The organism is Paenarthrobacter sp. TA1.8 (assembly GCF_048595705.1).
Classification (GTDB): Bacteria; Actinomycetota; Actinomycetes; order Actinomycetales; family Micrococcaceae; genus Arthrobacter; species Arthrobacter nitroguajacolicus.
Genome location: NZ_CP184287.1, coordinates 4,011,118 through 4,029,387, shown reverse-complemented (window position 1 = coordinate 4,029,387; position 18,270 = coordinate 4,011,118). Strand labels below are relative to the sequence as shown.

Annotated in this window: 17 protein-coding genes; 12 read left to right on the top strand and 5 right to left on the bottom strand. The window is 63.6% G+C overall.

Annotation, left to right across the window (positions count from 1 at the left end; all coding sequences use genetic code 11):
• Nucleotides 1-52: 52 nt before the first annotated feature.
• The 3 genes from ACNAOT_RS18755 to proC all read left to right on the top strand — a co-directional run bounded on the left by ACNAOT_RS18755 (nt 53) and on the right by proC (nt 3,170).
• Nucleotides 53-1,174: a Ppx/GppA phosphatase family protein gene (locus tag ACNAOT_RS18755; RefSeq protein WP_420178945.1), complete on the top strand. Its 1,122-nt coding sequence runs from the start codon at nt 53-55 to the stop codon at nt 1,172-1,174.
• Nucleotide 1,175: 1 nt separating this feature from the next.
• A complete protein-coding gene (locus ACNAOT_RS18750) occupies nt 1,176-2,009 on the top strand; it encodes a sugar phosphate isomerase/epimerase family protein (protein WP_017199189.1) in 834 nt (277 codons plus the stop codon).
• Between the two features lie 330 nt (nt 2,010-2,339).
• Nucleotides 2,340-3,170: a pyrroline-5-carboxylate reductase gene (proC, locus tag ACNAOT_RS18745; protein WP_179017058.1), complete on the top strand. Its 831-nt coding sequence runs from the start codon at nt 2,340-2,342 to the stop codon at nt 3,168-3,170.
• A gap of 34 nt (nt 3,171-3,204) precedes the next feature.
• On the opposite strand, the gene ACNAOT_RS18740 is transcribed toward proC, so the two are convergent.
• From ACNAOT_RS18740 to ACNAOT_RS18730, 3 genes are read right to left on the bottom strand one after another with little or no spacing between them, the layout of a single operon-like run.
• Nucleotides 3,205-3,843 (bottom strand): potassium channel family protein, encoded by a 639-nt coding sequence (locus ACNAOT_RS18740; RefSeq protein ID WP_178995321.1) that lies wholly within the window; start codon nt 3,841-3,843, stop codon nt 3,205-3,207.
• A gap of 40 nt (nt 3,844-3,883) precedes the next feature.
• The gene (locus ACNAOT_RS18735; RefSeq protein ID WP_420178944.1) at nt 3,884-5,317 is read right to left on the bottom strand and encodes a TrkH family potassium uptake protein; all 1,434 of its coding nucleotides are present in this window, start codon (nt 5,315-5,317) and stop codon (nt 3,884-3,886) included.
• A 44-nt stretch (nt 5,318-5,361) separates the two neighbouring features.
• Nucleotides 5,362-5,499: a hypothetical protein gene (locus ACNAOT_RS18730; RefSeq protein ID WP_420178943.1), complete on the bottom strand. Its 138-nt coding sequence runs from the start codon at nt 5,497-5,499 to the stop codon at nt 5,362-5,364.
• Between ACNAOT_RS18730 and ACNAOT_RS18725 the strand changes: the two genes are divergently transcribed.
• The 3 genes from ACNAOT_RS18725 (at nt 5,498) to gdhA (ending at nt 8,802) form a co-directional block, all read left to right on the top strand.
• Nucleotides 5,498-6,646 (top strand): acetoin utilization protein AcuC, encoded by a 1,149-nt coding sequence (locus tag ACNAOT_RS18725; protein WP_420178942.1) that lies wholly within the window; start codon nt 5,498-5,500, stop codon nt 6,644-6,646. The two genes, ACNAOT_RS18730 and ACNAOT_RS18725, sit on opposite strands and share 2 nt — an antisense overlap.
• A gap of 59 nt (nt 6,647-6,705) precedes the next feature.
• Nucleotides 6,706-7,257 carry an ArsR/SmtB family transcription factor gene (locus ACNAOT_RS18720; RefSeq protein WP_420178941.1) on the top strand — a complete coding sequence of 184 codons (552 nt, stop codon included), beginning with the start codon at nt 6,706-6,708 and terminating at the stop codon, nt 7,255-7,257.
• A 207-nt stretch (nt 7,258-7,464) separates the two neighbouring features.
• Entirely contained in the window at nt 7,465-8,802 is a 1,338-nt protein-coding gene (gene gdhA, locus ACNAOT_RS18715; RefSeq protein ID WP_091470447.1) for an NADP-specific glutamate dehydrogenase, read from the top strand.
• Between the two features lie 79 nt (nt 8,803-8,881).
• On the opposite strand, the gene ACNAOT_RS18710 is transcribed toward gdhA, so the two are convergent.
• Complete coding sequence (locus ACNAOT_RS18710) at nt 8,882-10,228, bottom strand: alpha-hydroxy acid oxidase (RefSeq protein WP_420178940.1); 1,347 nt, start codon at nt 10,226-10,228, stop codon at nt 8,882-8,884.
• A 76-nt stretch (nt 10,229-10,304) separates the two neighbouring features.
• Between ACNAOT_RS18710 and ACNAOT_RS18705 the strand changes: the two genes are divergently transcribed.
• Nucleotides 10,305-11,003, top strand: a complete 699-nt coding sequence (locus ACNAOT_RS18705) for a FadR/GntR family transcriptional regulator (RefSeq protein WP_364306335.1) — start codon at nt 10,305-10,307, stop codon at nt 11,001-11,003.
• A gap of 41 nt (nt 11,004-11,044) precedes the next feature.
• Here the strand turns inward: ACNAOT_RS18705 and ACNAOT_RS18700 are convergent, their stop codons facing one another.
• On the bottom strand, nt 11,045-12,076 hold the full coding sequence (locus ACNAOT_RS18700; protein ID WP_420178939.1) for a LacI family DNA-binding transcriptional regulator: 1,032 nt from the start codon (nt 12,074-12,076) through the stop codon (nt 11,045-11,047).
• A 180-nt stretch (nt 12,077-12,256) separates the two neighbouring features.
• Here ACNAOT_RS18700 and ACNAOT_RS18695 point away from each other — a divergent pair, with 180 nt between their 5' ends.
• Genes ACNAOT_RS18695 through ACNAOT_RS18675 form a run of 5 tightly spaced genes read left to right on the top strand, consistent with a single transcriptional unit; the run spans nt 12,257 to nt 18,167 of the window.
• On the top strand, nt 12,257-13,663 hold the full coding sequence (locus tag ACNAOT_RS18695; protein ID WP_420178938.1) for a Gfo/Idh/MocA family protein: 1,407 nt from the start codon (nt 12,257-12,259) through the stop codon (nt 13,661-13,663).
• 29 nt (nt 13,664-13,692) lie between these two features.
• Nucleotides 13,693-14,691 carry an NAD-dependent epimerase/dehydratase family protein gene (locus ACNAOT_RS18690; RefSeq protein WP_420178937.1) on the top strand — a complete coding sequence of 333 codons (999 nt, stop codon included), beginning with the start codon at nt 13,693-13,695 and terminating at the stop codon, nt 14,689-14,691.
• Complete coding sequence (locus tag ACNAOT_RS18685; RefSeq protein WP_420178936.1) at nt 14,688-15,593, top strand: 5-dehydro-4-deoxyglucarate dehydratase; 906 nt, start codon at nt 14,688-14,690, stop codon at nt 15,591-15,593. Before ACNAOT_RS18690 ends, ACNAOT_RS18685 begins: the two co-directional genes overlap by 4 nt.
• Entirely contained in the window at nt 15,593-16,735 is a 1,143-nt protein-coding gene (locus tag ACNAOT_RS18680) for a mandelate racemase/muconate lactonizing enzyme family protein (RefSeq protein ID WP_420178935.1), read from the top strand. Before ACNAOT_RS18685 ends, ACNAOT_RS18680 begins: the two co-directional genes overlap by 1 nt.
• The gene (locus ACNAOT_RS18675) at nt 16,716-18,167 is read left to right on the top strand and encodes an aldehyde dehydrogenase (NADP(+)) (protein ID WP_420178934.1); all 1,452 of its coding nucleotides are present in this window, start codon (nt 16,716-16,718) and stop codon (nt 18,165-18,167) included. Before ACNAOT_RS18680 ends, ACNAOT_RS18675 begins: the two co-directional genes overlap by 20 nt.
• Nucleotides 18,168-18,270 lie beyond the last annotated feature (103 nt).

The following is an 18,270-nucleotide window of genomic DNA, read 5'->3' as shown; positions in this document are numbered from 1 at the left end:
AACGTCGTCGCCAAGTTGCTTCACGGGCTTCGAATCGGTGAATAATGGCAGAATGCGTCTTGGCGTTCTCGACATCGGGTCCAACACCGTCCACCTACTGCTGGTGGACGCTCACCCCGGCGCGCGTCCGGTAGCTTTCGCTTCCCACAAGCGCCCGCTTTCTCTGGTGCAGTACCTCGACGGCGATGGCAACATCAACGACGCCGGGCAGCACGAGCTCATCGAATTCGTCCTGGAAGCCTGGGAGTTCGCGGCCAGCCACAGGGCGGAGGATCTCCTGGCGTTCTGTACCTCGGCCATCCGGGAGGCAACCAACGGACCCGAGGTCCTGGCCCGCGTCAAACACGAGACCACGGTGACCCTCCAGGAACTTACCGGCAGCGAAGAAGCCTCCATGACTTTCTTCGCAGTACGCCGCTGGTACGGATGGGGCGCAGGCAACATCCTTGACCTGGATATCGGCGGCGGCTCCTTTGAAATGGCGTATGGGACGGATGAACTCCCCGAGTACGCGACCTCTGTTCCCCTGGGTGCCAGCCGTTTGACGCGGGACTGGCTCCACGATGATCCGCCCAGCGCGAAGAGCGTGAAGGAACTGCGGCGCTACATCCGGTCCACGCTGAAACCGGTGGTCCGGGACTTCCACGAGTTGGGTCGGGCCAATCTGGTGGCCGGCACCTCCAAAACGTTCCGCTCCTTGGCGCGCATCGCCGGTGCAGCTCCCAGCGCTGCAGGGCCGTACGTGAAGCGTGAGCTCCACGCAGCAGACCTGGGGCTGTGGGCACAGCGGATTTCTGCCATGACCGTGGAAGACAGGTTGTACCTCCCTGGCGTCTCCGATGCGCGCGCCCGACAGTTGTTGGCGGGTGCCCTCGTTGCTGAAGCGGCCCTTGAGCTCTTTGAATTTCCCAAGATGGAGATTTGTCCCTGGGCCCTTCGTGAGGGCCTGATCCTGCGACGCCTGGACCAGCTGGTCTTCGAGGAAGCCTTGGATCCGGCGCCGCACGTGGGCAAGCGCAAGAAGGACAAATCCAAGAAAAAGGCAGCCAAGGAAGCCGCCAAGGCTCCCGATATAGAAGAGCCCCATCCGGGGTTCAAAGAATTCCCGGTCCCTGTAAACACACCGTCCCCATCACCCATCCCGGCCCCCGTGGCAGGCGGGCTGGCCTCCTGAGATGAGCAACGACGTCGAACCTGAAGTGAATGACCGCCAAATTCCCGTGGCGCTGTCCAGTGCATCCGTGTACCCCCTGAGCGTCCACGACGCTTTCGCGGTGGCGCAGGACCTGGGGTACGAAGGCGTGGAGGTGATGGTTACCAACAACGCGGTGAGCCAGAACCCGGATGCCTTGATCCAGCTAAGCCATCGGTACCACCAGGAGATCGTCTCCATACATGCCCCCACCTTGCTGTTGACGCAACAGGTTTGGGGTACGGCGTGGAACAAAATTGAGAAATCCTGCCAAATGGCCGCGGACGTCGGATGCGACACCGTGGTGGTCCACCCGCCGTTCCGCTGGCAGTCAAACTACGCGGAGAACTTCGTGGAAGGCGTGCGTGAAATCGCGGCGCGGTACCGGGTGCGTATAGCCGTGGAGAACATGTACCCATGGCGCGTTCGCGGACGTGAAGCGGTGGCCTACCTGCCGCACTGGGATCCTTTGGGCCAGGATTACGACGACGTCACGTGGGACTTCTCCCATGCCGCCACTGCCGGGGCCAACAGCCTGGAAGCCATCAAAGCGCTCGGAAACAAGCTCCGGCATGTCCATCTCACCGACGGTTCGGGTTCCGGCAAGGACGAGCACCTGGTGCCGGGCACCGGAACGCAGCAGTGCGCCGATGCTTTGCAGCATTTGGCAGCCACGGGTTTCGACGGCGTCGTAGTGGCGGAGATTTCAACCCGCAAGGCGAAGGTAGCGGGGGAGCGCGAGGAAATGCTGGCAGAAACCCTGCGTTTTGCCCGGCAGCACCTCAGCGTCCCGTTGTTGCGCAGCGTAGACAACTAACCGGCGTCGAGCGCCGTACACCAGCGCCTCACCTTGTTCGCCTGACCCACCCTTCAAGGGTGCGTCAGGCGGATAAGCGTGGGCCTTCGCGCGGTCCACGGTCCTTAACAGCGAAAGCACCGGCGGCCGAATCGGGAAATGGGGGAAAACCCGCCCGGCCACCGGTGCTGCTGGCGGACATCCCCATGCCCGCCTCATCACTCGCACCCTCAATGAGGTAACTACTAAGTTACGGACCAAGAATGAGTGCTGCCTGCAATAACCTTGGGAGCTAGCTGGGAATCTGGAACTCGTTAGACCCCGTCCAAGGCCAACTGCAATGATGGAGCCATGAGCAACCGAATCGCATTCCTTGGCTGTGGATCCATGAACGAGGCAATCCTGGGAGGCCTGCTTGCCGCCGGGACGGACCCGTCCGATATCGTCGCCACCGTCCGCCGTGCCGAGCGGGCGGACGAACTCGCCCAGCGCCATGGGGTCATGGCCATCGCAGGCGAGGAGGAGCCGGACAACAACAGGTTGGCCACCAAAGGCTCCAGCATGGTCATTCTGGGCGTCAAGCCGGTAGGCATCCTGGACCTGGCCCGGGAGATCAGCCCCGCCCTGGGGAAGGACACGATCGTTGTCAGTGTCGCAGCGGCAGTCTCCCTCGCCCAGCTCGAAGCGGCGCTGCCGGACGGACAGCCGGTGATCCGCACCATGCCCAACACGCCCTCAAGATTGGGCCGCGGTGTCATATCTGTCTCCCCGGGAACTCATTGCACGCCTGAGCAGCTGGAGAAGGCGAAGAAGGCGCTGGCCGGCGCCGGCACAGTGGTCCAGATTCCCGAAGAACAGGTGGATGCGCTGTCCGCTATCAGCGGTTCCGGCCCGGCCTACGCGTTCTACCTCGCCGAAGCCATGGCTGCGGCCGGCGTGGAGCTTGGTTTGGACGAGGAACTGTCCGTGATGCTTGCCCGCGAAACCGTGGCAGGTGCCGGCTTCATGTTGGCCGAACCGGGAGCAAACCCCTCAGCCCTCCGCATCGCCGTCACCAGCCCCAACGGCACGACCGAGCGGGCCATCGCGGCCTTCGACGACGGCGGGATCCCCAAGATCATCGCCGACGGCGCCCGCGCGGCAGCCGCCCGGGCAGCAGAGATCACCAAGCAGCTCGGCTAGCCGCTACGGTCGCGCCGCCGCTGCGGTCGCGCCACTACGGTCGCGCTGCGAAGCGCTCCAGCAGGTCCACGTGTCCGGACACGATCAACATGTCGTGGCCGGACACTTTGGTTTCCGGCCGGGCGTACGTGAAGTCTTCGCCCGGGGTTTTCACGCCGACAATGGTCACGCCATACTTCGAACGGACCTTGGATTCCTCCAAAGTGAAGCCCACGGTTTCCTTGGGCGGGTACATCTTGACGATCGCGTAGTCGTCGTCGAACTCGATGAAGTCCAGCATTCGCCCGGATACCAGGTGGGCTGCGCGGACACCGGCGTCGGCCTCCGGATAGATCACGTGGTTGGCGCCGATCCGTGTCAGGATCTTGCCGTGCGAGGGCGTGATGGCCTTGACCCAGAGATGTTGGATGCCCATATCCACCAGGTTCACAGTGATGAGCACGGAGGACTCGATGGAGGTACCAACGCCCACCACCGCCGAGCTGAATTCCTGGGCACCGAGCTGGCGCAGGGCATCAATGTTGGTGGCGTCCGCTTCCACGACGTGCGTGAGCACAGGCGCCCACTTCTGGACGAGGGTGCGGTCACGTTCGATAGCCAGGACTTCACGGCCTTGCTTGACCAGTTGCTCAGCCGTCGCGGAACCGAACCGGCCAAGGCCAATCACCAGCACTGGTGCGTTGTGGGCGGGGCGGTTGGCTGCCCCTGTGCTACTAGCCAATGATTGGCCTCTCTTCCGGGTAGTGGTACAGCTGGCTGCGTTGGCGCAGGGCCAACCCGGCCGCGAGGGTTACGGTGCCGACACGGCCGGCGAACATCAGCGCGGTCAAGACGTAAACGCCCGACGGCGGCAGCTCGGCACTGAGGTTTGTGCTCAGTCCCACGGTGGCGAAGGCGGAGATGGATTCAAAGAGCACCCTGTCCAGGGAAGCTCCGCTGATGGACAGGAGCAGGAAGGCTGCCACCGACACCAGGGTGGCTCCGGCCACGATCACGGAGATGGCCACCCGCATGGTGCCCTGCGGAATGGTGCGGCCGTAAACCTTCACGTCAGCGTCGCCGCGGGCTTCAGCCATGATGGCCAGGAACATGACCGCGATGGTGGTCACCTTGATGCCGCCCGCCGTAGACGCAGAACCGCCACCGGCGAACATCAGGGCGTCGGTGAGGAGCATGGTGGTGGATTCCATATGGTTTTGGTCCACCAGGTTGAAGCCGCCGGAACGGGTCATAACGGAGGCGAATAGTGAATGGATCACCTTGTCGCCCATGTCCATGTGGCCGATGGTGCGCATGTTGTCCCACTCCATCAAAGCCCACAGGACAGTGCCTGCCGCGAGCAGGATGAATGAGACCTGGATGGTGAGCTTGGTGTGGAGGTTCCACTTTTTCCAGTTGAGCCCGTTCTGCTGCAGCACCATCACCACGGGGAAGCCGAGGCTGCCGAGGAAGACGCCCAGCATGAGCGGAATGAGGATCCAGAGGTCGGTTTCGTAGGGGACAATGCCGTCCGAGTGTGGCGTGAATCCGGCATTGTTGAAGGCGGAGATCGAGTAGAAGACACCATGCCAGACGGCCTGCCAGAAGGGTTCGCCCAGCACCATGAACCGGGGAATCAGGATTATTGCGAGAGCCGCTTCGATCGCGACGGATGTGACGATGACAATGCGCAGCAGCGTACCGACCTCGCCGAGCCTGCCCGCGTTGTTCATGGCTTCCTGGGCTATGAGCTTGCCGCGCACCCCCAGCCGCTTGCTGACCATGAGGGCCAGCAGCGAGGCGAGGGTGAGTGTGCCGAGACCTCCAACGAAGATGCCCACCAAAATAACCAGCTGACCAAAGAAGGTCCAGTGCGTGGCGGTGGAAACCACTGTCAATCCGGTAACGCAAACAGCGGAAACTGCCGTGAACATGGACTGGTGCAGGGGTGTGACAGTGCCGGCCGTGGAAGCAGCGGGAAGGGACAGCAAGCCGGTAAAAACCAGGATCACCACGGCAAAGACGGTCAATGCCAAGCGGGCTGGGGAGGTGTTGGCAATGTTGTCAACGAAGTCGCGCACGCGCGTGAAGATCCAGAGACCTTCCCGCTCCTGCTGGTTGGGTTGCCAGTTGGTCGGGCTCGTGGACCGCGACTGGCTTTGAGACATGGCGCTCTTCCTCGGTTGAACAAGCTTTCCTGAGTAGTAAACCACTATTCCTGCGGCGTAACCGGGCGGTAGGCTACTCCGGGCTCAGGTAGCCTGTTCTGGATGAACTCACGGCTTGGAACAACAGCTTCCAGCATTACGCGGTCCGCACTGCCAACGACGGTGGTGTGGGATCCAGCCATGACTGCCTACAACTTTGGCCCGGGTCACCCCATGGCGCCGCAGCGGCTGGAACTTACAGCGCGGCTGGCCGAATCCCTCGGCCTGTTTGACCACCAGCATGTGGCCGTCGAAGCGCCTACGGTGGCCACCGACGTCGAACTTTTTACTGTGCACAGCCGCGAATACGTGGAGGCCGTGCGCCGCGTCAGTGTCGATCCCTCGGCTCCCGAGGAGGACCGTGGCCTGGGAACTGAGGACGATCCCGCGTTCGCCGGGATGCACGAGGCCAGCGCCCGGCTCGCCGGCGGTTCGCTGCTGGCGGCGGAGACCATCCTGTCGGGCCAAGCCGTTCGTGCTGTGAACTTCAGTGGCGGGATGCATCATGCCGCGAGGGAGCGGGCCAGCGGCTTTTGCGTTTACAACGACGTTGCGATGGCTATCCAAAGGCTGCTCGACGGCGGGGTGCAGCGGGTGGTGAGCATCGACGTCGACGCCCACCATGGCGACGGTACGCAGAGTATTTTCTGGAACGACCCCCGTGTCATGACCATCAGCCTGCACGAATCGGGCCTCACGCTTTTCCCCGGCACGGGCTTTGCCAACGAAACCGGCGGACCAAACGCCCCGGGGACCGTGGTTAACGTCGCGCTTCCTGCGTTCACCGGCGACGCGGCCTGGCTGCGGGCTTTCCATGCGGTGGTCCCGCAGCTTGTCGGCGCGTTCCAGCCCGAAGTCATTGTCAGCCAGCACGGCTGCGACTCCCACCGGGACGACCCCCTGACGCACCTCAACCTCAGCATTGACGGTCAGCGTGAGGCGGCTTCCGCCGTCGCCGGCCTCGCCGCCCGCTACTGCGATAACCGCTGGATCGCGACTGGGGGAGGCGGCTACGACGTCACTGGCGTTGTGCCGCGTGCCTGGAGCCACCTGATCGGGATGGTGACGCAGCGTCCGGTGCCGCTCAGCACGCCCGTGCCTGAAGCGTGGCGGACGTACGTGAAGGAAACGTACGGCGTGTCGGCCCCGGAGTCGATGAGCGACGACGTTGACGTCTGGTGGCGCTCATGGGAGGTCGGTTACGATCCCGCGGACGAAGTTGACCGAACCGTTATTGCCACGCGCAAAGAGATCTTCCCCCTGTATGGCCTGGATCCCTGGTTCGACTGACGCTGTAGCGCCACGAAACAGGGATGCCAATCGGCGTATATGTCGCTAGGGTGGGAGGCATGGTGACTGACGACGTATTTGCCGTCATAGCTGAGGCAACCAGGCGCGACATCCTGGTCTCCCTCCGCTCTGGGGATAAAGCTGTAGGCGAACTGGTGGAAGAACTGGCTGCGAGCCAGCCCACCATCTCCAAGCATTTGAAAGTGCTCCGCGAGGCGGACTTGGTCAGCATGCGCGCCCAGGGCCAGAAGCGCTTCTACGCGTTGAATACCAAGCCGCTCGCCGGCGTCGCCAGCTGGCTGGAGACGTTCGACGTCGGCACGCCGGCGCCCGCCGTCGTCGCTCCTTCCGAGCCGGCACCCGCCGCCGGGCCCCCTGCCGCGGCTGTTGTTGTCTCTTCGCCGGAGCTTCCGGCCACCCGCACTGACGCCGTCAGCCAGGCTGTGAAGGTTCATGCGAGCGGAATCCCGGTCACTTTGGATCCTGCCTCGGACGACACCGTGCCCCAGCAGATCGGCCGTACTGTCGGCCGGGCCGCCACTAAGGCCGCTGATCTTTTGGCGAACCTACCGAACCTGCCCAACCTTCCCAAGTTCGGGCGAAAGCGATAGCCAACCTCGACTTAACGTGATCCTTATCACATTGTGAGTTTTCGTTAACCTCTCATTTCCTTGAGATTTCAACGATTCTCTACACTTGTGTTAACTCCTTGGCCCGGGTCACATTGCCTCCGGATGGAGATCCTATATCCCTCGGTGCAACCATGGGCGGGACTGATCGTCTCGCCGCTGGCCGGCGCACTGAGGATAGGAAGACGCATGGATTCAAGGCTCGAAACAGTCCGCGACACTGTGTTGGCGCGGAACCCGGGAGAGAAGGAATTCCACCAGGCCGTCACCGAGGTCTTCGAAAGCCTTGGCCCTGTCCATGATCGTCATCCTGAATTCCTTGAGGGCGCTGTTCTTGAACGTCTGTGCGAGCCCGAGCGACAAATCATCTTCCGCGTCCCCTGGACTGACGACGCCGGCCGCGTCCACGTAAACCGCGGCTTCCGTGTGGAGTTCAACTCCGCCCTCGGCCCGTACAAGGGCGGACTTCGATTCCACCCCTCGGTGTATCTGGGAATCGTGAAGTTCCTTGGCTTCGAACAGATCTTCAAGAATGCGCTCACCGGCATGCCCATTGGCGGCGGCAAGGGAGGCTCGGACTTCGATCCCCGCGGACGTTCCGACGCCGAAATCATGCGCTTCTGCCAGTCCTTCATGACTGAGCTGTACCGCCACATTGGCGAGTACACCGACGTCCCGGCCGGTGACATCGGCGTGGGCGGCCGCGAAATCGGTTACCTCTTCGGCCAGTACAAGCGCATCACCAACCGCTATGAATCCGGTGTCCTCACGGGCAAGGGCATCTCGTGGGGCGGCTCCCTGGTTCGTCCCGAGGCTACCGGTTACGGCACGGTGATCTTCGCCCAGGAGATGCTCAAGACCCGTGGGCAGTCCTTCGATGGGCAGCGTGTTGTGGTCTCCGGTTCGGGCAATGTGGCGATCCATGCGATCGCCAAGGCCCAGGCCCTCGGTGCCACCGTGGTGGCTTGTTCCGACTCCGCCGGTTACATCGTGGATGAGGCGGGGATCGACGTCGCGCTTTTGAGCCGGATCAAGGAAGTGGAGCGGGGGCGCCTGACGGAGTACGCCGCACGGCGGCCGGGAGTGAACCACGTTTCCGACGGTTCGGTGTGGGATGTCAACGGCACCGTGGCCTTGCCCTGCGCCACGCAGAACGAACTCGACGGCGAGGCTGCCGCCAAGCTGGTCAGCAATGGCCTGATCGCCGTGGCCGAAGGTGCCAACATGCCCTCCACCCGTTCAGCCGTGTCAGTCTTCCAGGAAGCCGGGATCCTGTTCGGGCCGGGCAAGGCCGCCAATGCCGGTGGTGTTGCTACGTCCGCGCTGGAAATGCAACAGAACGCCAGCCGCGACTCCTGGTCCTTCGAGCACACGGAACAGCGCCTCACCGAGATCATGGTGGGCATCCACGATCGCTGCGCCGCGACTGCCGACGAATACGGCGCGCCCGGAAACTATGTGGTGGGCGCCAACATTGGTGGCTTCGTCAAGGTAGCCGACGCGATGCTGGCGCAGGGCCTGATCTAGCACCACTCACCCAACTGGGTAGCAGTAGAGGCCGTTTTGAGCTCTCAAAACGGCCTCTGCTGTTACCTACATGGGTGCTTTAGCGCTGGAGCAGCCGCACGTGGTCCGGGTTCAGGTCGGAGACCTTGCTGACGCCGAGCAGTGCCATGGTGCGGGTCATGTCCTTTTCCAGGATCTGGATGGTCCGATCCACGCCTTCACGTCCACCGGCCATCAGGCCGTAGAGGTACGCGCGGCCGATCAGCGCAAAGTCCGCGCCCAAGGCCAGGGCTGCCACGATGTCCGCGCCGCTCGTGATGCCCGTGTCCAGCATGACGGCAGCCTTGCTGTTGTCCGCCTTCAAGGCCGTGGTGACCTCCGGCAGCAGGTGGAACGGGATGGGTGCACGGTCCAGTTGACGGCCGCCGTGGTTGGACAGGATGATGCCATCGGCCCCGTGGTCCACTACCTTGCGGGCGTCTTCCACGGTCTGGATGCCCTTGACCACCAGCTTGCCCTTCCAGGTTTCGCGGAGCCAGTCGAGGTCCTCGTAGGTCAGGGTGGGGTCGAACATGGAGTTGATGAGGTCAGCCACGGTGCCGGTGTAGCGCGAGAGTGAGGCAAACGTCAGGGGTTCGTGAGTGAGGAAATTGAACCACCAGGCCGGGCGGTAAGAGGCGTCCAGGACTGTCTTGATGGTCAGCGCCGGCGGGATGGTCATGCCGTTGCGGACATCGCGGAGCCGGGCGCCGGCGACCGCGGTGTCAACGGTGACCATGAGGGTGTCGTTGCCGGCTTTGGCGGCGCGTTCGATCAGTTCGAGGGAGCGGTCGCGGTCCGTCCATAGGTATAGCTGGAACCAGTTGCGGCCGTTCGGGGCGGCGGTGGCAACGTCCTCGATGGATGCGGTGCCCATGGTGGACAGGGTGTAGGGAATGCCTGCCGCTTCAGCTGCCTGCGAGCCTGCATATTCGCCCTCCGACTGCATCATGCGCGTGAAACCCGTGGGGGCGATACCGAACGGGAGGCGTGATTCCTTGCCCAGGATGTCCGTGCGGAGATCGATCCTCGAAACGTCACGCAGGATGCCCGGGCGGAACTCGATGTCTTGGAATGCCTGGCGTGCCCGACGGAGGGTGATCTCTTCCTCGGCGGCGCCGTCCGTGTAATCGAAGGGTGCCTGCGGAGTGCGGCGCTTAGCCATGTCGCGCAGTTCCCAGATGGTGCTGGCGCGCTTGAGCCGGGCGGTCTTGCTGAATTCGGGCTTCTTGAAATGCATCAGCGGCGCCAAGTCGGAAACCTTGGGCACGCGGCGCTTCAGTGCAGGTGGCTGAGGCGTAGATGACTGCACGACGGCGGACTGCGGCTGAGCTGTGCGTGTCACGTTGTGATCGTTGCCGGCATTGGCTGGCGCGGCGGTGATTTTGGGGTCGAGGGTGTCGGTCATGCGGTTCTCCCTTGAATTCTGTGGTCTAACCACACTGTAATCCATGTGGTTGGACCACATCAACTAGTATTCCGTTATGCGTACCCACGAGTTGGTCCTGCAATGGATCGAGAAGCAGCTGTCTGACGGAGATCTCACTTTGGGTGGACGGCTCCCGGGGGAACGTGCCATGGCCGAGCAACTGCAGGTCTCCCGGACCTCGGTGCGCGAGGCTGTCAGGATCCTCGAAGCCATGGGTGTGGTCCGGGCCGGCGTGGGGTCGGGCAAGGACGCCGGTACTGTGGTGATCGCCGAGCCCGGTTCTGCGCTCGGCTCTACGCTTCGGCTGCATGTAGCCACCCGCCATCTTCCCGTGGCAGACATCGTTGAGACCCGAGTGCTGCTCGAATCGTGGGCTGCGGAACGGGCCCACGTGGGCGTACCGGCGCTGGAGGAAGCCTCGGAGCTGCTGGATCAGATGGATGCCGCCCCGGACATTGATTCATTCCTGGCCCTTGACGCGCGTTTTCACGTGGCGCTGGCCCAAGCGGCGGGCAACTCAGTGGTCAGTGCCATGATGGCGTCGCTCCGGGGCGCAATCGAGAACTATGCCGGTGAACTCACCGGAAACCTGCCCGATTGGAATGCGACGTGCAGCAGGCTTCGGGCCGAGCACCGTGCCATCCTCGCCGCTGTGAACAATAACGACGGCGGCAAAGCAGCTGAGCTTGTTGCCGCGCACATTCAAGGCTTCTACAAGGAGGCCGGCGTGGGCTCAAACCCTCCGCCCAAGTGACACTTAATGCCAATGTTCGGCTCGAACATTGGCATTAAGTGTCAACTCGCGGGCTTGAGGGCTGGCGCCGCGGTGCTCTTGCGGATCTCCACCCTGGGTGAGAACTCGTCCTGGGCCTGGGTGGTGGCTTCGCCGGCTTGCTGGATCTGTTCCCGCATCCTTCGCCAAGCCAGGCTTCCGAGCTCGTTGATGGGCACAGCCGCGGTGGTCAGCGGGGGAGTGGTGTATTTGGCGAACGGGATGTCATCGAATCCGGTTACTGAGATGTCTTCCGGGACGCGCACTCCGCGTTCGTGCAGCCCGCTGAGCAGCCCCATGGCTACGAGGTCGTTGAAGGCCAGGATGCCCGTGGCACCGCTGGCGATGATGGCCTCGGTGGACTCATGGCCCGAGTCGAAGTTGGAACCGCCGTGGAGCATCTGCAACTCGATGTCGGGGTGATCCGTGCGGAATTGGTCCAAGCCCACCAGGCGTTGGCGATTGGATGCACTGTGCTCCGGGCCGGAGAGGAACACCAGGCGGCGGTGGCCCAAAGTCACCAGGTGCTGTGCCAGTTCCTGGATGCCTTGCCCGTAGTCCACGCTCAGGCTCGGAGTATTGGTGGCGATGGTGGTGCGGTTGATCAGCACCAGCGGATGCAAGGTGGGGGCCAACTCCTCCAGCTCGGCATCGCTCATGCGGGGAGCGCAAAGCACCACGCCATCGCAGCGGCGGCGGGCCTCACCGGCGAGGATGGCTTCCTCGCTGGTAACTTCCGAGGAATCGGCAATGAGCACGCGGTACCCGTCCTGGGCAGCTGCGATGCTGAGTCCGCGAAGGATTGCCTGGAAGGTGGGGTTAGCCAGGTCCGGAACCACGATTCCGATGGTGTCTGTCTTGCCGAGCGCCAGGCTGCGCCCCACTGGATTGGGCTGGTATTTCAATTCAACAGCGGCAGCCCGGACCCGGGCGGCAATACCGGGATCAACTGCGGCATTTCCGTTCATGACACGTGAAACGGTGGCGTGCGAGACGCCGGCCTTTTCTGCGACATCGGCGATGCCGACGCGCCTGTTGGTGTTCCTGCGTGCCATGTGGCCCCTTCCCATTGGTCGCCTCCCGCATGCTCCGTCGTTGGAGCAGTGGTTGACGTGACCACCAGAGTCTTGATACAAAGCTTATAACGCTCTGAGAAAACGCTTTCTCATGATTCTTCCCATACGAAGCCGGGCCGTCAAGCGGTTCACTCCTGCCTTCCTGAAAGGGGCACCCACATGGTCAACGTCGACTCAGCCGAAACCAAGACCGAATCTGCCGAAACGACCACCAAGACCCCCAAGCGGACCCGTATAGCGCTGATTGGAACCGGTGGCCGCTCTGAGATGTATATCCGGGCGATCTACGGGCAACACGCGGATGTCGCAGAACTTAGTGCGCTCTCGGACGTCAACCAGGGTCGCGTGGACTTCTACCAGGACCTGATCAAGGAGCTTGGCGGGACTGAGCCGGTGGATTCCTTCGCCCCTGGCGAGCTAACCAGCTTCATCCAGTCCAATTTCATCGAGCGCGTCATCGTCACGACGCCCGACTACACCCACGCGGACTACATCGTTGAAGCGCTTGAGGCGGGTGCCGACGTCGTGGTTGAAAAGCCGCTGACGATTGACGTTGACGGCTGCCGCCGCATCACCGAGGCCGTGGCGAAGACCGGCAAAAACGTGGTGGTGACCTTCAACTACCGCTACTCGCCGCGCAACACCGCTCTCAAGGAAGTCATCCAGAACGGCGTGATCGGCAAGGTCACGTCCATCGACTTCAGCTGGGTCCTGGATACCGTGCACGGCGCTGACTACTTCCGCCGCTGGCACCGCGAAAAGAAGAACTCCGGCGGCCTGCTCATCCACAAGGCATCGCACCACTTCGACCTGGTCAACTGGTGGATCAACGATGTTCCGGAGCGCGTGTTTGCCTCCGGTGGCCTGCGCTTCTACGGCGAAAAGAACGCTGCCGAGCGAGGCTTGGGAGACCGTCCGGAGCGCGGCACCGTTGATGGCCTGGGGCACGATCCGTTCCGCTTGGACATGCGCGAGGATGAGCGCCTGAAGGCCCTGTATTACGACAACGAAAAGTTTGACGGCTACCTCCGTGACCAGGATGTTTTCACCGAGGGCATCACCATCGAGGACAACCTCGCCCTCGTGGTGGACTACCAGGGAGGCCCCACGCTGAGCTACTCCCTGAACGCCCACAGCCCGTGGGAAGGCTACCGTGTCACCGTCAACGGCACCGAAGGCCGGGCCGAACTCGAAGTGGTGGAACGCGCCGCCGTCGAATCCAGCACCGACAAGAAGACCGTAGTGGACCCGAGCGCCACGCCCATCGAGGAAGATGACGCAGTGCGCCGGAACGGCGAGCGCCTGGTGGTTCAACGCCACTGGGAAGCAGCCTACGAAGTTCCGATCGTCAACGGCGAAGGTGGTCACGGCGGCGGCGACAACCTGCTCCTTTCGGACCTCTTCAATGGCCCGGGCGTTGACCCCTTGGGCCGCCCCTCCGGCTACATCGATGGACTTCGTTCCGTGTCGGTGGGTATTGCCGGTAACAAGTCTCTGGACTCTGACCTTCCCGTCCGCATCAGTGAGCTTGGCCTCGGCGTCGATCTCAGCCGCGGCCAGGCCTGACCGTTCACTACCCCAGCAAGGAAAAGACCATGAGCAGGATTTTCGTCACCGGCGGTTCCGGCAGGCTTGGCCGCAGTGTTGTGGCTGGCCTCGCGGAGGCGGGACACAAGGTGATTTCTGTAGACCGGGACGCTATCCCGGCGGAACAACTGCCGGCCGGAGCCGAGCAATACGCGGCAGATCTCTTGGCGCCCGGGGAGGCGGAGCGGCTGATTCGGGAAACAGCGCCCGACGCCGTCATCCACCTCGCTGCTATTGCCGTGCCTTTCAGTGCGCCTGAGGACGTTATTTTCAGCACGAACACCCAGCTCGCCTATGCAGTGGTCAGTGCGGCCACGGACGCCGGTGTCCCCAGGATTGTGACGGCAAGCAGCCCCACCGCCCTGGGCTATGGTTCACCGGCGGGTTGGCTGCCGCCGTCGTTCCCCTTGAACGAGCAGACACCGCCCAAGCCGTGGAATGCGTACGCGCTGTCCAAGCTGATCGCCGAGCAGACCGTGCAGATGTTCGCTGCCGCTCAGGGCAACAAGATCAGATATGCGGCATTCCGCCCGTGCTACGTCATTTCCCCCGAGGAGTGGGAAGGAGCGCTGACACAGCAAGGGCACACGGTCCGTGAGCGGCTGCAGGATCCGGCGCTTTCCGCCCCGGCGTTGTTCAACTACGTGGACGCGCGGGATGTTGCTGATTTCCTGGACGTGCTGCTGGACAAGATGGATGCCATCCCCAACGGCCAGGTCTTCTTTGTTGGCGCCAAGGATGCCTTGGCTACAGCGCCCCTTGCGGAATTGTTCCCGCGGTTCCTTCCGGGCAGCGGTCCCTTGACCGGGCACCTGACCGGCACCAGCCCGGCGTTCTCCATCGATAAGGCCCGGGAACTCCTCGGCTGGGAGCCGAAGAGAACCTGGCGCACCGAACTTACGCCGCCATTCGAGGGCGAAGACACAGCAGCAAGCGAACAAGCAGCACTCAATGACGAGATACCCGCCGGCTTGGTTCCGGCGGGAGCAACCAAGGAGACACCATGAACTTCGACGGCGTACTGTTCTTCCCCGTCACTCCCTTCGCCGAAGACGGCACCGTGGACGTGGCGCTACTCAAGGAGCACATCACCTCCCGGCTTCCGTTCGGCCCGGGCGGTGTGTTCCCCGCGTGCGGCACAGGCGAATTCCATGCGCTCTCACTGGAGGAAGTCCGTACTGTGGTGACTGCCGCCGTCGAGGCCGTTGCGGGAGCCGTGCCAGTAGTCTCCGGTGCCGGTGGACCCTTGGGTCATGCAATTGCCGCCGCTAAGGTGGCCGAGGAAGCCGGCGCGGATGCGTTGCTGGTGCTCCCGCCGTACTTGGTGACCGGTCCCACCGACGGCGTTGTGGCCTACGTAGAAGCCATTGCCACCGCGAGCAGCCTGCCGGTGATTGTGTACCACCGTGGCACGGCCAGGTTCACCGCAGAAGCCATCACCAGACTCACAGCCAACCCGAAGGTGGTTGGCTTCAAGGACGGAATCGGCGACGTCGGCCTGGCCCAGGAAATTGTTTCCGCGATCAACGCCAGCGGCCGCACCGACTTTGCCCTGTTCAATGGCCTGCTGACGGCGGAACTGACCCAAGGCGCTTACCGTGGCCTCGGCATTCCCCTGTACTCCTCGGCCGCATTCGCCATGGCTCCGGAAATTGCCAAGGCATACTACGACGCCTATGTGTCCGGTGACGAGGAGCGCCGCCACGCGCTGCTCGAAGGTTTCTACGCGCCGCTCGTCCGCCTGCGCGACCAGACTCCGGGCTTTGGCGTCTCCCTGATCAAGGCCGGCCTGCGCCTCGCCGGGCTTCCCGTCGGCCCCGTTCGTCCGCCGCTGGTGGACCCCTCCGAGGAACAACTGCTGGAGCTCAAGTCCATCCTGGCCAAGGGCCACGAGCTGGCGGGCAGCTGATGCCGGCCCGCATTACGGGCCTCACCACCCGGCTGATCACGGTCCCGCTGCTGCGCAGCTGGGGTGCCGAGGCGCCCGAGAACCATGTGATCGTCACCGAACTGACCACGGACGACGGCGGCACGGGCCACGGCTTCTCGTGGACACCCACCATTGGTCCACAGGCGGTCAAAGCCCTTTTGGATTACGACATCGCACCGTTCATCCTGGGTTTGGAAGCCAACCCGGAAATCGTGTGGGACCAGCTCTGGAAGCGGCTGCATGAGGCCGGCGGGGGTGGCCTCACCACCATTGCCATGGCTGGCGTTGACCTGGCACTTTGGGACGTGAAAGCGCGACAGGCAGGCACGTCCGTCACGGGACTTCTTGGTCAACGCCAGGAGTCCGTGGAAGTGTACGGCTCCGGCGTCAATCTCCATTACACGCTGGATCAGCTCGTCGAGCAGGCCCGGCGATGGGTGGCCGCCGGGCATAACGCCGTGAAGATCAAAGTGGGCAAGCCCGAGCTCCGGGAGGACGCCGAGCGTGTAGCCGCTGTCAGGCAGGTCATCGGAACGGACCGGCTTCTCATGATCGACGCCAACCAGCGATGGGATCTGGCCCATACGTTCCGTGCCTTGGAGGTTTTGGGGGAGTACGGACTGGAATGGCTGGAAGAACCCATCCGCGCTGACGACCTCTGGGCCTACCGGCGTTTGCGCAAGCAGTCGCCCGTGCCCATCGCACTGGGGGAGAACGTCCACACCATCTACCGTTTCCGTGACTTCATCGAAGCTGAAGCAGTGGACATCATCCAGCCCAACATCGTCCGCGTAGGAGGCATTACGCCGTTCCGCCGGATTGTTGAGCTGGCCCGAACCAACAGCATCAGGGTGGCGCCGCACCTGCTCCCGGAACTCTCCGGGCAGCTGGCGCTCACTCTGGCCGAAGCCGTCAGCGTGGAAGACGTGGAAGACGCCTCCTTCGGGCAGCTGGGCATCCTGAACGGGCCGTCCCCGGTACGCATCCGCAATAGCCGGCTCACGTCCTCAGGCCGTCCCGGGCTTGGCTTCGAATTCAGCAGCCAGCCGGCACCGCTGCCCGGCCCTGACAGCTCCGTCCCTGACAGTAAAGGAAACCGCATTGAGTACAGCAACTCTTGACCTGACAGCCATCACGTCAGCAGCCACCGAGGCTGCAAAGGTGACCGCAGCAGCTTCCGACGCCGAACGCGCCGCCTGGCTGACCGCCGTCGCCGACGCCCTGGACGCCAACGTCACTGAACTGGTGGCGATCGCCGATTCCGAGACGAGCCTGGGCACTGTCCGGCTCACGGGCGAGGTAGCGCGGACCAGTGGCCAGTTGAGGCTTTTCGCCAACGTGATCACCGAGGGCTCGTACCTTGAGGCGGTCATTGACCACGCTGACCCAGCCTCCACCCCGCCCAAGCCTGACTTGCGCCGCATCCTGCGTCCGATCGGCCCCGTAGCCGTGTTCTCGGCGTCGAACTTCCCGTTCGCCTTCTCCGTGGCCGGTGGCGACACCGCATCCGCGCTGGCAGTGGGCTGCCCGGTGATCGTGAAAGCGCACTCGGGACACCTCCGCCTCTCCGAGCGCACCGCTGAGATTGTCGGCGAAGCACTGGCCAAGGCCGGAGCGCCGGAAGGGATCTTCGCCCTGGTCAGCGGCCGCGAGGCAGGCACAGCCCTGGTTCAGGATCCCGCCATCAAAGCTGTCGGGTTCACCGGCTCCATCCCTGGCGGACGCGCATTGTTCGATCTCGCCGCGTCAAGGCCGGAGCCGATCCCGTTCTATGGCGAGCTCGGCAGCCTCAACCCCGTGGTCATCACGGCGGACGCACTCGCGGAACGCGGACAGCAGCTCGCCGCGGGATTGGCTGGCTCGTTCACCATGGGTGCCGGCCAGTTCTGCACCAAGCCGGGGCTCGTGTTCATCCCGGCTGGTACGGACTTCGCCTCGCACCTGGCAGAGGCCAGCAAGGACAAGCCCACCGCTGCCATGCTCACGGAGCGCATCGCCGAGGCCTACCCGGATGGGCTGCGGAGCGTCGCTGACCAGCCCGGTGTCGCCGTCGTCAGTGGAACGGTGCAGCAGGACAGCCTGGCCGACGGTGCCGCGCCAGTCGTGTTCTCCACCAGTGCCGCGAACGTCCTGGAACGCCCCGAGGAGTTGTTGGAGGAGTGCTTCGGCCCCACCACGCTGCTCATCGAGTACGCCAACCAGGACGAACTGTCCGCTGCCTTGGCGAAGGTCCCGGGCAGCCTGACGGGCACGGTGCACGCACAGCCGGGCGAGGACGTTTCCGCGCTTGTGGAGCAACTCAGCGGTCTCGCCGGCAGGGTCCTCTTCGACGGCTGGCCCACGGGTGTTGCCGTGAATTGGGCGCAGCAGCATGGTGGCCCATACCCGGCCACGACGTCCTTGTTCACCTCGGTGGGCGCCACTGCGGTGCGCCGCTTCCAGCGTCCGGTGGCCTATCAGGATGCTCCTGAGTCTGTCCTGCACCCGGCCTTGCACGACGCCAACCCGTTGGGAATCCCCCGGCGCGTGGACGGCGTGCTAAAGCTCAGCTAACGCCCCCAAAGCGCACCCAACTGAGTCGCAGTTAAGCGCGTTTTGAGCACTCAAAACGGCATTAACTGCGACCTACTTGGGTAAGCACGCACAAAAGGGGCGG